Origin of the sequence: Desulfothermobacter acidiphilus (assembly GCF_052073645.1) — a bacterium.
GTDB lineage: Bacteria > Bacillota > Desulfotomaculia > Desulfotomaculales > Ammonificaceae > Desulfothermobacter > Desulfothermobacter acidiphilus.
On record NZ_CM125440.1, the window covers coordinates 1,963,871 to 1,977,188 of the forward strand.

14 protein-coding genes are annotated in these 13,318 nt (G+C 59.5%); all 14 read left to right on the top strand.

Annotation, left to right across the window (positions count from 1 at the left end; all coding sequences use genetic code 11):
- Positions 1-31: 31 nt before the first annotated feature.
- The 14 genes from ACTLLP_RS09945 (at position 32) to ACTLLP_RS10010 (ending at position 13,313) form a co-directional block, all read left to right on the top strand.
- On the top strand, positions 32-466 hold the full coding sequence (locus ACTLLP_RS09945; RefSeq protein WP_441059458.1) for a universal stress protein: 435 nt from the start codon (positions 32-34) through the stop codon (positions 464-466).
- Positions 467-605: 139 nt separating this feature from the next.
- Entirely contained in the window at positions 606-1,541 is a 936-nt protein-coding gene (locus ACTLLP_RS09950) for a sulfite exporter TauE/SafE family protein (RefSeq protein ID WP_441059460.1), read from the top strand.
- Positions 1,542-1,553: 12 nt separating this feature from the next.
- Complete coding sequence (locus ACTLLP_RS09955; RefSeq protein ID WP_441059462.1) at positions 1,554-1,976, top strand: DUF1634 domain-containing protein; 423 nt, start codon at positions 1,554-1,556, stop codon at positions 1,974-1,976.
- Positions 1,977-2,104: 128 nt separating this feature from the next.
- Entirely contained in the window at positions 2,105-4,558 is a 2,454-nt protein-coding gene (locus ACTLLP_RS09960) for a Lon protease family protein (RefSeq protein ID WP_441059464.1), read from the top strand.
- Complete coding sequence (locus ACTLLP_RS09965; protein WP_441059466.1) at positions 4,545-5,021, top strand: methylated-DNA--[protein]-cysteine S-methyltransferase; 477 nt, start codon at positions 4,545-4,547, stop codon at positions 5,019-5,021. Before ACTLLP_RS09960 ends, ACTLLP_RS09965 begins: the two co-directional genes overlap by 14 nt.
- 101 nt (positions 5,022-5,122) lie before the next feature.
- Positions 5,123-5,431 carry a 50S ribosomal protein L21 gene (gene rplU, locus ACTLLP_RS09970; protein ID WP_441059468.1) on the top strand — a complete coding sequence of 103 codons (309 nt, stop codon included), beginning with the start codon at positions 5,123-5,125 and terminating at the stop codon, positions 5,429-5,431.
- A gap of 22 nt (positions 5,432-5,453) precedes the next feature.
- Positions 5,454-5,717, top strand: a complete 264-nt coding sequence (rpmA, locus tag ACTLLP_RS09975) for a 50S ribosomal protein L27 (RefSeq protein ID WP_441059470.1) — start codon at positions 5,454-5,456, stop codon at positions 5,715-5,717.
- Positions 5,718-5,806: 89 nt separating this feature from the next.
- Positions 5,807-7,291 (top strand): cobyric acid synthase, encoded by a 1,485-nt coding sequence (locus ACTLLP_RS09980; RefSeq protein WP_441059472.1) that lies wholly within the window; start codon positions 5,807-5,809, stop codon positions 7,289-7,291.
- Positions 7,292-7,296: 5 nt separating this feature from the next.
- The gene (locus tag ACTLLP_RS09985; protein WP_441059474.1) at positions 7,297-8,499 is read left to right on the top strand and encodes a cofactor-independent phosphoglycerate mutase; all 1,203 of its coding nucleotides are present in this window, start codon (positions 7,297-7,299) and stop codon (positions 8,497-8,499) included.
- On the top strand, positions 8,496-9,890 hold the full coding sequence (locus ACTLLP_RS09990) for a cobyrinic acid a,c-diamide synthase CobB (protein WP_441059476.1): 1,395 nt from the start codon (positions 8,496-8,498) through the stop codon (positions 9,888-9,890). Before ACTLLP_RS09985 ends, ACTLLP_RS09990 begins: the two co-directional genes overlap by 4 nt.
- Positions 9,891-9,921: 31 nt before the next feature.
- A complete protein-coding gene (locus tag ACTLLP_RS09995) occupies positions 9,922-10,416 on the top strand; it encodes a Spo0B domain-containing protein (protein ID WP_441059478.1) in 495 nt (164 codons plus the stop codon).
- A 6-nt stretch (positions 10,417-10,422) separates the two neighbouring features.
- Positions 10,423-11,688: a GTPase ObgE gene (obgE, locus tag ACTLLP_RS10000; protein WP_441059480.1), complete on the top strand. Its 1,266-nt coding sequence runs from the start codon at positions 10,423-10,425 to the stop codon at positions 11,686-11,688.
- Positions 11,685-12,806, top strand: coding sequence for a glutamate 5-kinase (gene proB, locus ACTLLP_RS10005; RefSeq protein WP_441059482.1), 1,122 nt, complete (start codon positions 11,685-11,687; stop codon positions 12,804-12,806). The genes obgE and proB overlap by 4 nt, the downstream gene beginning before the upstream one ends.
- Before the next feature lie 12 nt (positions 12,807-12,818).
- The gene (locus tag ACTLLP_RS10010) at positions 12,819-13,313 is read left to right on the top strand and encodes an HIT family protein (RefSeq protein WP_441059484.1); all 495 of its coding nucleotides are present in this window, start codon (positions 12,819-12,821) and stop codon (positions 13,311-13,313) included.
- The last annotated feature ends 5 nt before the right edge of the window (positions 13,314-13,318 follow it).

Below are 13,318 nucleotides of genomic sequence, written 5' to 3' on the forward strand. Positions count from 1 at the left end.
TGTAACTTTCTCGCTTGGGAGGGGTGAAAGGATGAAGCTTCTGGTGCTCTACGATGGCTCCTTATTCGCTTTGCGGGCGGCTGAAAGTGCAGCTAAATTGGTTAAGGCCATGGGCGGCGGCGAAGTTACGCTTTTGCAGGTGGTAGAGTTCTGGGAGACGGGAGCTTGGGGTTTCCTGACCTTACCAGACGAGGAGCAGGAAAAGCTCATTGCCCAAGCCAAGGAAAAAGCGCTGGCGGATATGTGCAAGGCGGAGCAGGTTCTTCAGGAAGCGGGGGCTAAGGTAGAAAAAGTGGTGCTGATTGGCGAGGTGGTTCCCACCATCATCGAGTACGCCGATCAAATGCAGCCCGACCTTATAGTTATGGGCAGCCGGGGGCGGGGCCCGATCAAGCAGTTGGTGCTGGGCGGCATCTGCCACAAGGTTTTGCAGCTGGCTCACCAGCCGGTGATGGTGGTTAAGTAAGCCGTAGGCTAAAGGCGGGCGGGGAGGGGATAGCATATAGCATAACTACTTGGACATTCATTTAGAGAAAGAGAGTACCTTCATTTGGGCTGAAAAATTGGCTTAGGCTCACCATACTACCACGGTAGGAGGGAAAAATATGCTAGCTTGGCTATCAAGTGGCGTTGTGCTGGCCCAAGGGACGGCAGCTGGGCAGGCTGCTACTGCTGCCGCGACCGATCCCAGTGGATCTAACTGGTGGATTTGGCCCCTGCTTCTCTTCTTGTTCACCATCATTTTGGGTATTCTAGCGGTGCTGGGCGGGGTCGGTGGCGGTGTGCTGTTCACCCCGCTGGTAGGCGGTTTCTTCCCTTTCCATCTGGATTTCGTCCGCAGCGCGGGCTTGCTGGTGGCTCTCTCTGGCTCACTGGCAGCGGCACCTGGTCTTTTGCGGGGCAATTTAGCCAGTTTACGTCTGGCTCTGCCCGCGGCGCTGTTAGCCTCTGCAGCCAGTGCTTTCGGTGCGTTAGCCGGCCTGGCCTTGCCTAAAAATGTGGTGCAGGTGCTGTTGGGTGTAACCATTCTGTTTGTAGCTTTTATTTTCATCGTTTCCAAGCGCTCGGAGTTCCCTCACGTCCCCCACGCTGATAAGTTGGCGCAGGTGCTGCGTATCCAAGGCATTTATTACGAAGCTTCCACCGGGAAAACGGTGGACTGGACGGTTTGGCGCACGCCCATCGGGCTCTTCCTCTTTATATTCATCGGTTTTATAGCCGGAATGTTCGGCTTGGGAGCGGGTTGGGCTAATGTGCCGGTGCTGAACCTGGTCATGGGAGCTCCTCTGAAGATCGCCGTGGGTACCAGCAAGTTTCTCCTCTCCATCACCGATACCTCAGCGGCTTGGGTATACCTCAACTCGGGAGCTTGTCTGCCTATGATAGTGGTGCCTTCGGTCATAGGCATAATGCTGGGGTCGTTCATTGGGGTTAAGCTTTTGACCATTGTGCGCCCCAAGGCGGTGCGTTACATGGTTATCTTGATTATGATTGTTGCCGGTATCCGGCCTCTGCTGCAGGGTCTGGGCATCTGGAAGTAAGGAGGGGAGAAAATGAGTGACAAGGGCAAAATGGTGGAAATCCCGCGGGAGCAGCAGGTTTACGCTACTCTCCTTTATTGGGGAATGCTGATCGGTATGGGCCTGCTCATCATATCCTTCTTCTTTTACGTTAGCGGTATCTTGAAACCCTATATCCCGGTTACAGAGCTCCCTAAGCTCTGGGGTATGAGTGTAAAGAAGCTGGTTCCGTTAGCGCACATGCCCACTGGCTGGAACTGGGTTCATTATCTGAAATACGGTGACTTTCTTAACTTTATTGGGATTGCAGTGCTGGCTGGGCTGCAAGTATTAGGGTTTATTCTCCTGTTTCCTTTCTACGTGGCCAAGCGGGATATTCCCTTTAGCCTCATCGTCGCGGCTGAAATCGTGGTTCTGCTCCTGGCCATAACCGGTGTAATCCACTTGGCCGAATAGCGATCGCCCCATTTCTACCCAACCGGGGAGGGAGTTTTTCCCTCCCCTTGCGTCTTGCTGCTGACTCTTCTTCCCAATATAATCCCTTTAAGAACCTGTGGGACAGGGCAGGAAAGGAGCGGTGATCTTTGGCGCGGCGAGTTACAGCGGAAGAGGCTCGAGCGATTTGCACAGAAACGGAGTTGGGCTCGTGGTTGAAGACCGATCAGATTGAACCGCTGGAGAGCATTATCGGGCAGGAGAGAGCGGTCAAGGCCCTAGAGTTCGGGCTGGAGATCGATGACCAGGGGTTCAACATTTTCGTGGCTGGCCCTCCGGGAACGGGGCGAACCACAGCGGTTAAAAACTTTCTCGAGAGCATAGCCAAGACCAGAGCCGTGCCCTCAGACTGGTGCTACGTCTATAATTTCCGCGACCCTTACACTCCCCGAGCGCTGGAACTGCCGGCGGGAAAGGGTATGCAATTTGCTCGGGATATGAAGGATTTTATCACCTCAGCCCGCCGGGAGATCCCTCGCGCTTTTGAAAGCGAGGAGTACGCTAAGAAGCGCGAGGAGACTATCGAGAGCTTCAATGCCAAGCGCAGCCGTCTTTTTCAGGAGTTAAACGAGCGGGCTAGCCAGGCTGGTTTTGTGATCCAACCAACTCCCACCGGCCTCTTTATCATCCCCGTAGTGGAAGGAGAGCCCATTAAAGACAAGGATTTCGCCGCTTTGCCCCGCGCTCGCCAGGAGGAGATTATCCGGCGGCGCGAGGAGTTGGAGGCCGAGGTGGCCAGCACTTTTCGCGAGCTCCAGAACTTAGAGCGGATGGCTCAGGAAGCTATAAAGGAGCTCGATCAACAAGTGGCGGCTTACGTTTTGGAGATTCTGCTGCGGGAGATGCGGGAAAAATACCAGTCCCTGCCGTCGGTGCTCATTTACCTGGAAGCAGTAAAGATGGACATATTGGATAATTTGCCTTTGTTCCGCGGCCGGGCAGAGGGTGAGCGGCCCGCAACTCCCTGGCATAGGGAGGACCCTTTTCGCCGCTACGAGGTCAACACACTGGTCGATAATAGCGAATTGGCCGGGGCCCCGGTGATCGTGGAGTACAACCCTACTTATAGCAATCTGGTGGGGCGCATCGAGCGGGAAGCGGTTTTTGGCGCCTTGATCACCGATTTCACCATGATCCGCCCGGGGGCGTTGCACAAGGCCAACGGTGGCTATCTGGTCATTCCGGTGGAAGAGATGCTCCGCAACCCTTTCTCCTGGGACGGGCTCAAGCGGGCTTTGCGCGAGGGGCGGGTAATAATCGAAGACCTGGGCGAGCGTCTGGGGTTATTTACCACCAAAACTTTGCAACCGGAACCGATTCCTTTGCGTTTGAAAGTGATTCTTTTGGGCGACCCGCTACTTTACTATATATTTTTCCATTACGATCCTGACTTTCAGGAACTCTTCAAGGTGAAGGCGGAATTTGGCACCCTTATGGACCGGACGCCAGAAAATGTGCGTAAATACGCCGCCTTTTTCCGCACCCTCTGTGAGAAAGAGAAGCTTTTACACCTGGATGCCTCAGCGGTGGCTAAGCTGGTGGAGTACGGTTCGCGCCTGGCAGAAGATCAAGCTAAACTGGCCACTCAATTTTCGGAAATAGCCGATGTGGTGCGCGAAGCCTGTTATTACGCTCGCAGAGAGGGAGCGCTGTACGTCTCGGCCTCGCACGTGCGCCAGGCTATCGAAGCCCGCTTTTACCGCTCCAATTTGATCCAGGAGCGCATTCAAGAAATGATCAGGCGGCGTTTTATTAAAATCGAGGTGACGGGAGTTCGGCCGGGCCAGGTCAACGGTCTGGCGGTGATCGATCTGGGCGATATCTCTTTCGGCCGACCGCAGCGGATTACAGCTACCGTGGCGGCGGGCAAAGAGGGGGTAATCGATATTGAGCGGGAAGCACGGCTGGGAGGGCGCATCCACACCAAGGGAGTGCTCATCCTCACCGGTTACCTCAACGAGAAGTATTACCGCGAGGCCCCTTTGAGCCTGGCGGCGCGCCTGGTCTTCGAGCAAAACTACGAAGGGGTGGAAGGGGACAGCGCTTCCAGCACCGAGCTATACGCTCTGCTTTCCGCTCTCTCCGGGTTACCGCTAAAGCAAAACCTAGCGGTGACCGGTTCGGTTAACCAGAAGGGGGAAATTCAAGCGGTAGGCGGGATCAATGAAAAAATCGAAGGGTTTTTCGATGTTTGCCGGGCCCGTGGGCTGACCGGGGATCAAGGGGTGATTATACCCGCAGCCAACCGGGAAAACCTCATGCTGCGGGAAGACGTGGTGGACGCGATTCGCGAGGGGCGTTTTCATATCTACCTGGTGGAGACGGTGGACGAGGGGATAGAGCTCTTGACCGGGGTGCCGGCTGGAGAGAGGGACGCGGAGGGGAAATTTCCTCCCGATACCGTGCACGGCCGCGTGGCAGCTCGGCTTAGAGAAATGGCCGAGCAGGTGGAAAATCTGGAGGAGAAAGAAGAGGAGAAAACGGAAGAGAATGAGGGCAATAACACCGGGGCGGGTGGCGGCACAGACGGTGCAGAAGATTGAAATCCCCGGTTGGGGTCTTTGCTGGGCTTTCTGGTCGGCAAGCGGGGAGCTGCTTCGCTTTTCGCTGCCCGGCGGCCGGGAAGCGGCGGGAGGGGAGGAGAGGGTTCTCCCGCAGGGGGAAAGGCTGGCTCTTTGCCTGCAAGCTTACGCTGCCGGTGAGCGGGTGGATTTTTCGTGGGTCCCTCTAGCGTGGGACGGTTATTCTTCCTTTCAGCGGCGGGTATTGGTCTGGACCCGCCGGCTTCCTTACGGCGAGACCATCACTTACGGCGATCTGTCGAGACGGCTTAAGCTCCAGAAGGGGGCGCGAGCGGTGGGGCAAGCTCTGGCGGCCAATCGCACCCCGGTCATCGTGCCCTGCCATCGGGTGGTGGGGCAGAAAACGCCGGGGGGCTTCAGCAGCGGGCTGGAGTGGAAGCTGAAGCTACTGCGCCTTGAAGGAGCTACCAGGCCAGGTTGGTGACCTTTATTAATAGACCGGAGGCTATTAGAAGGGCTTTTATCGGGTGGGTGGTTTGTGTTATAATGCTTCTCGGTCTGGCTTAGAGGAGGGAGTTTGGCAAGATGTACGCCGTTATCGAGACGGGCGGTAAGCAATACCGAGTGGAAGAAGGGCAGCGCTTGCGGGTGGAGAAGCTGCCAGTCGGGGTGGGCGAGGTGGTTACCCCCCGGGTGCTGATGCTGGTAAAGGACGAGGAAGTCAAGGTGGGCACCCCGGAGGTTGCGGGAGCTCGGGTCGAGCTGCGCGTGCTGAGGCACGGGAAGCAGCCTAAAATCGTGATCTTTAAATACAAGCCCAAAAAGAATTACCGGCGCAAGCAAGGACATCGTCAGCTTTACACCGAGGTCTTAGTAAGCAAGATCGAGTCTTGAGCCGAGGGAGGAGGGAACAGCCATGGCTCACAAAAAAGGCGGAGGTAGCTCGCGTAACGGGCGGGATTCCAACGCGAAATACCTGGGCGTAAAATGCGGCCACGGCGAGAAGGTCTCGGCGGGGTCGATTCTGGTGCGTCAGCGCGGCACTAAGTTTCATCCCGGCCGCAACGTGGGGCGGGGTAGCGACGACACGCTCTTCGCGCTGACGGACGGTTTCGTGCGCTTCCACAGCAGGGGAAGAGAGCGCAAGTACGTGAGCGTGGTCCCGGCGCTGGCCGATTAAGAGCCGGGTCGTGGTGCGTCTGTGACCGGGGATTTCAGAGGCGGGGAAGCCCGCCTTTTGCTTTTTCGGCGAGCGGGGAGGAGAAGTTGGTGGCTAGGGCATTAATGGTTCAGGGCACAACCTCTAATGCTGGCAAGAGCTGGATGGTAACTGCGCTTTGCCGGTTGCTGCATCAGGAGGGCTGGCGAGTAGCCCCTTTCAAGGCCCAGAATATGTCGCTCAATGCCTGCGTGACCCCCGAGGGTGGAGAGATCGCCTACGCTCAAGCCTTGCAGGCCGAGGCGGCGGGGGTGGTCCCCACGGTGGATATGAACCCGGTACTGCTCAAGCCGCAGCGCGATACGGTGGCCGAATTGCTGTTGCGGGGGAGGGCTGTGTGCCAGTTAGCGGCGCGCGATTACCAGGGAGAGTGGCTGGAACGCGCCTGGCAGGCGGTGCAGGATAGTTTCGCTACCCTGGCCCAGCGCTACGAATGCATCGTCATCGAGGGAGCGGGTAGCCCCGCAGAGGTCAACCTGCGTGACCGCGACTTGGCCAACATGCGGCTGGCTACCTGGGCCGGAGCTCAGGTCCTGCTGGTAGCCGACATCGACCGGGGAGGTGTTTTCGCCCAGCTAGTGGGCACTCTGGAATTGCTTTTGCCGGAAGAGCGAGAGTTGGTCCGCGGTCTGGTGATCAACAAATTCCGGGGCGAACTTTCGCTGCTGGAGCCCGGCCTGCACTTCCTGGAAGCACGGACGGCTAAACCAGTCCTGGGCGTGCTTCCATACGAAGAGTTGCCGGCCCTGGGGGCGGAGGATTCTCTTTCCCTGGGGGTAGGAGGGGGGGAAGGGGAGCTCGAGGTGGTGGTGGTGCAGCTGCCTCGGATCAGCAATTTTAACGACGTGGAACCGCTTAGCCTGGAGCCGGATGTTTCGCTGCGTTTTGCGCGCCACCCACGCCAGCTGGGGCATCCCGATCTGGTGATTATTCCGGGTACCAAGAACACGCTGGAGGCGTTGTTCTGGATGAGACAAGCTGGATGGGATCGGGCTTTGCGGCAGGCATTGTTGGCGGGAACCTTTATCCTGGGCATATGCGGCGGTTACCAATTGCTGGGGGAGGAGTTGGTGGATCCTGGGGGCTGGGAAGGGGATTCGGGCACCTATCCCGGCCTGGGATTCCTTCCCGTAACCACGGTTTTCGCTCCCGGGAAGGTTACCCGGCGCCGGCGGGGCCGGGTGGTCGCTCGTCACTGGCTGGTGCCGGAAGGCGTGGAGGTGGAGGGTTATGAGCTCCACCGGGGTCTTACCCGGGCGGCAGGAGAGGCGCAGCCGCTTTTTCTCCTGGAAGGAGAGAGAGAAGGGGCTTGGTCCGGGCGAGTGGCGGGCACCTATCTGCACGACCTGCTGGCGAGCGATGGTTTCCGCCGCGCCTGGCTGGATGCTTTGCGCCGGGAGCGGGGCTTGCCACCTCGTTCCTTTCCTCCCCGTTCGTATCGCTTATTCCGGGAGCGCTCTCTGGATCGGATGGCGGACTTGTTGCGCGGGCATCTGCGCTTGGAACTTATTTATAGCTGGTTGCAAAAGGGGTAGGAGAAATGAAATCGGTGGTTATTCTGGCTGACGGGATGGCTGACCGCCCTTGCGAGGAGTTGGGAGGGATCACCCCTCTGGCCTATGCCCGAACACCTTTTATGGACGAGCTAGCCTCTACCGGCTTGGTGGGAGAAGCGCTGCACGTGCCTCCGGGGATGCCCCCTGGGAGCGATGTGGCCAATCTCTCGGTGCTGGGCTACGATCCCCGGCGCTACTACACCGGGCGCGCTCCTTTAGAGGCGGCCAGTCAAGGGATTGAATTGGCTCCTGATGACCTGGCACTGCGCTGCAACCTGGTAACGCTGTCACCGGCCGCCGATTACACCGAGCGGGTGATGGTGGACTATAGCGCCGGGGAAATAGCCACCGAGGTGGCGGTAAAATTGGTGGCCCAGCTGCAGGAGCGACTGGGAACCTCCAGCCTGCGCTTTTTTCCCGGCGTAAGCTATCGACACCTGCTGGTCTGGCGCGCGGGGCCAGCGCCAGAAAGGCTGGAACTCACCCCACCCCACGATATAACGGGTCAGCGCATCGGTTCTTTCCTGCCCCGAGGCGAGGGGGCGGAGTTGCTGCTGGACTTGATGCGACGGGGAGCTGAATTGCTGGCGGCTAGCGACTCGGCAGCTAACGCTATATGGTTTTGGGGAGCGGGGCGACGGCCCCAACTGCCCGCTTTCCGGGAGCGCTTCGGCCTGGAAGGGGCGGTGGTGGCGGCGGTGGACCTGATCAAAGGCATAGGAAAGCTTGCGGGAATGCGCGTGCCCCTGGTTCCTGGGGCCACGGGCAACACCCACACCGATTATTGCTCCAAAGCCCGAGTGGCACTGCGCAACTTGGAAGAGGTGGACTTCGTTTTCCTCCACATCGAGGCCCCGGACGAGGCGGGGCACCAGGGGGATGTCCAGGCTAAGGTGCAGGCTATCGAGGCCATCGACCGGCTGGTTCTGGGAGAAATGCTGCCGGTGTTGCGATCTCGCTACCCCTCCTGGCGCTTGCTTCTTCTTCCCGATCACCCCACGCCGGTGGCCCTCCGGACCCACACTGCCGACCCGGTACCCTTCCTGGTAGCCGGTAACCCCCCTCTGCCCGGCTCCGGCAGAGGGAGTGCTTTTACTGAGGCGGAGGCCGCTGAGTCCGGCTTTCGCTGGTACGAGGGGCACCATTTGCTGCCCTGGTTTTTGGGGCGGGAGGCGGAGCTGGCTTGAAGCGCCTGGTGGTAGCGGGGGTGGGGAGTGGCAGCGGTAAGACCACGGTGGCCCTGGCATTGATGGCGGCCTTCCGGCAGCGCGGGTTACAGGTCCAGCCCTTTAAGGTGGGGCCCGATTACATCGATCCTAGCTGGCACGCCCTGGCGACTGGGCGGGCCGGGCGCAATCTTGATGCCTGGCTGCTTACGGAAAGGCAGCTACTTTGGCTCTTCCAGTATGGAAGCCGGGGAACTGATATAGCGTTGATCGAGGGTGTGATGGGGCTTTACGATGGCTGGGGAAGCACTACCGAGGGTAGCACCGCCGCGCTCAGCAAGCTCTTGCGGGCCCCGGTGGTGCTGGTGGTGCCCGCTGGGGGGATGAGCGCTTCGGCGGCGGCCGTGGTTCTGGGGTTCCGGGAAATGGATCCGGAGGTAAAGCTTCGGGGGGTAATCTTCAACGGGGTAGGAAGTGAGTATCACGCTCGGTTGTTGCGTGAAGCGGTGGAAGAGCGGGCAGGGGTTCAGGTGCTGGGGGCGATCCCTCGCCGGCCAGAGCTGGAACTCCCCTCCCGGCACCTGGGGCTAGTACCCGCGGCGGAAAATCCGGAGGGCCAGCAATACATCTCTCGGTTGGCCGATCTGGCTCGCCAGCACCTGGATCTGGAAGCTCTGGAGCGCCTGGCGGCTGAGGCGCCGCCCCTGCCTTACCCGGAGGAGTTCTTGCCTTTACCCTGTTCTTCCCGGGTGAGAGTAGCGGTGGCCCGCGATCGAGCCTTCACTTTCTACTACCCGGAAAACCTGGAACTCCTGGAATCCATGGGGGCGGAGCTGGCCTGGTTCAGTCCTTGCTCTGACCCCTCTCTGCCGGAGGGGAGCGCGGCGGTTTATTTAGGAGGGGGCTTCCCCGAATTGCTGGCCGAGGAGTTGGCCGCTAACCGTACTTTGCGTGAAGAGCTCCGCCTGGCGGTGGCCGCGGGAATGCCGGTCTACGCCGAATGTGGCGGATCGATCTATCTGGGCCGATCCCTGGTCTGGGAAGAAAAGGAGTTCGCGCTGGTGGGGGCGCTACCATTTCGTACGGTGATGGAGAAGAGACGCCAGCGCCTGGGTTACGCGGAGGCCGAGGTGTTGACCTCTTCGCCCTTTTTCCGGCGCGGTGAGCGGGTGCGCGGGCATGTCTTTCACTATTCCCGGCGGGAAGGGGGTGGGGAGTTTTTACCCCCCGCTTTCCTGTTGCGGTGGGGACGGAGAGAACCAGAACCGGAGGGCCTGGTTCACCAGCGCACCCTGGCTTCTTACCTGCACCTGCATTTCCTTTCCTTTCCCTCCCTGCCCAAGCGCATAGTGCAGGCGGCTCTCCTTTACCGCCAGGAAGGAATTTCACGCTCTGGAGCCGAACCCTCTTAAAGAAAAGAACCGCTGAACCGGGGGATAATTCATGGAAACCGAAGATGCTCTGGCGCTTTTACGTGCCCAGTATCATATTTTCGCTAATCACCTCCAGGTGATATTGGGGCTTTTAGAACTGGGTCGAGTGGAGCAGGCGCGCGAGCAAATCACCCGGGCGGCGAAGGACATCGCCTCGCAGAGCCAAGCCCTTAAATGCGGTCTGCCGGAGGTGGCCTGGCTGTTGTTGTGGTTCCAAGCCCAGGGGCTGAAAATCGGGTTGCGGGTCTTTCTGGATCTGGAGCCAACCCCTCCTTTCTCTCTTACTCCCGCGCAGCTCGATCTATTGCGTCGTTGCCACCGGCTTTTGCTGGACTCCGGGCGGGAGACGGAGCTGTTGGTAACGGGAAAATCGTACCCGGAGGGTTACTGGCTGCACTATTTGGGGAACCTCAATTGGGAAGAGGTGGCAAGAGAGTTGTCTTCACCGCAGGTCAATTGGGGTCCGGAAACTCTAACCATCAAATTGTCAATGGGTGAGAAATAAACCAGTATGTTCTACGATTATCTCAAGATTCACGTTAAAGCAGGGGACGGGGGCGATGGTTGCGTGGCCTTCCGGCGAGAAAAATACGTGCCCTTTGGAGGGCCGTCAGGAGGTGACGGCGGCAAGGGAGGGGACGTTATTCTCCGGGCCGACGCTCGGCTCCGCACCCTGATCGACTTCCATTTCCAGAAGCATTTCAAAGCGGAGCGAGGCGGGCATGGCCAGGGTAAAAACCGCACTGGCAAAAACGGGCGTGATCTAGTTTTGCGGGTTCCGGTAGGGACGGTGGTTCGGGATGCGGCGAGCGGGGCGGTGATCGCTGATCTGGTGGAAGACGGGCAGGAGGTTGTCGTGGCCCGAGGGGGCCGGGGAGGTCGGGGCAATGCTCGCTTCGCTACCTCCACCAACCAGGCCCCACGCTACGCGGAAAAGGGGGAGCCCGGAGAGGAACGTTGGCTGGAGTTAGAATTAAAGCTTCTAGCCGACGTGGGGCTCATTGGTTTGCCGAACGCGGGCAAATCGTCGCTCTTGAATCGGGTTTCGGCAGCTCGGCCCCGGGTGGCCGATTACCCTTTCACCACCCTGGAGCCTTGCCTGGGAGTGGTGCGGCTGGCCGAAGGAGAAAGTTTTGTGATGGCAGACCTCCCGGGTCTCATCGAGGGAGCTCACGCGGGTGCCGGGTTAGGCCACCGCTTTTTGCGCCACATCGAGCGCACCCGCTTGCTGGTTCACGTCTTGGATATGTCGTCAACGGCGGCGATGGACCCGCTCCGGGCCTTCGCGGTTGTGAACCGCGAATTGGAACTCTACAATCCTGAGTTGGCGCGGCGGCCCCAGATCATCGCGGCCAACAAGATGGACTTGCCCGGCAGCGAAGCGAATCTCCAGCGGCTACGGGGGGAACTAAAGGACTACGAGATTTTCCCCCTTTCGACGGTGACCGGCGAGGGAATACCGGCTCTGCTGCACCGAGTGGCAGCCCTCCTGCGCCAGCTCCCTCCACCCTGCCCTCTGACCCCCGACTCGCTGCCGGAGGAGCCGGAGTTGCGTTGGGAAGGGGAAGTTCTGGTGATAGGGGGTGAGCTCGGGCGGCGTCTGCTGGCCATCGATTGGGAAAACCCGGAAGCCCGGCGGGCGGCGGCCGAATCTTTGCGCCGCTCTGGTGTGGAGCGCCGGCTGAAGAGTGCAGGCGCGCGCCCGGGCACGGTCATTCGCATCGGCGATCGCGAGTTCATTTTCACACCAGCGGAAGGGAATGAGGGAGAGCAGTGAAGCGGGAAAGTTTCCAGCACTGCCGCCGACTGGTGGTTAAAGTCGGGACCAGCTCTCTTACTCATCCTTCGGGGGAACTGCACCTGGAGCAGATGGCCAAGCTGGTGAACGAGCTGGCTTTGGCGCACCGGGAAGGACGGGAGGTTTTGCTGGTCACCTCGGGGGCTATTGGTGCCGGTATGGGCAAACTGGGCCTCAAGGGTCGCCCTCGGACCATCCCGGAGAAACAAGCCTGTGCGGCGGTGGGACAAAGCCAGCTTATGCAAATCTACGAGCGCTTTTTCGCCTCCTACGGGATAACCGTGGGCCAGGTGCTGCTTACCCGCGACGATTTGGCTCACCGCCGTCGTTTCTTGAACGCCCGTAACGCGCTGCGAACTCTGTTGGAGTACCGGGTTATTCCCATCGTTAACGAGAACGACACCGTGGCTGTGGACGAGATCCGTCTGGGTGATAACGATACGCTCTCAGCGCTCGTGGCCAGCTTGATAAGCGCTCAGCTGCTGGTCATCCTATCCGATGTCGAAGGGCTTTACACCGGCGATCCGCGCCAAGACCCGAACGTCCGCCTCATTTCCGAGGTGGAAAAACTCACCCCGGAAATATGGGCTCTGGCGGGAGGCCCTGGTTCCTGCTTGGGTAGCGGGGGCATGAGCACTAAATTGGAGGCAGCGCGCATTGCTTCTCGCTCCGGTTGCCCGATGATCATTGCCCGGGCTTCTCTGCCAGAGGTATTGCCACGCCTTCTGGCCGGGGAGGAAATTGGCACCGTTTTCTGGCCCCGGGAGAGGCTGCGCGAGCGGAGGCGCTGGTTGCTTTTCGGCGCCCAGGTGAAAGGGCGGATCTGCGTGGACGCTGGGGCGGCGCTTGCGCTGCGGCAAGAAGGGAAAAGCCTTCTTCCTTCGGGTATCGTGGCTGTGGAAGGTGACTTCGAAGCCGGTCACGTGATAAGCATCGTGGACCCGGAGGGAAAGGAAATCGCCCGGGGGTTGGTGAACTACTCCGCAGCGGAAGTGGCTCGGATCATGGGGCACCAGACCTCGGAGATTGAGAGTTTGCTTGGTTGCCGCCTCTACGATGAGGTGGTGCACCGCGACAATCTAGTGCTGCAAGAGTGAGGGGGTAAAAGGGTGGAAAGACTATGGGCTCCATGGCGCGCGGCTTACGTTACTCAGGAGGGACCGCGCCCCGACTGCATCTTTTGCGCCAAGCTGCAGGATAACCGCGACGAGGAGAACCTGTTATTGCTCCGGTACCCACACACCTTTGCCCTTATGAACCTCTACCCTTATAACAACGGCCACCTGCTTCTGGCCCCCAACCGCCACGTGGGGGACATATGCGAACTCACTCCGGAGGAGAGTGCGGAGCTGATGGCTCTGAGCCAAGAACTGGTCAAAGTTATACGCCGGGTAATGAATCCCGACGGATTCAATATTGGAATTAACCTAGGCAAAGTGGCTGGAGCCGGAATTCCTGAGCACTTTCATATCCACCTGGTTCCTCGCTGGGAAGGGGACACTAGTTTCATGACCGTTTTCGGCGAAGTGCGGGTGATTCCGGAAGACCTCAAAGCTACCTACGCCAAGTTAAAAAAAGCTTTAGAGGAGGCGGGCCGGGCGTGAGCACC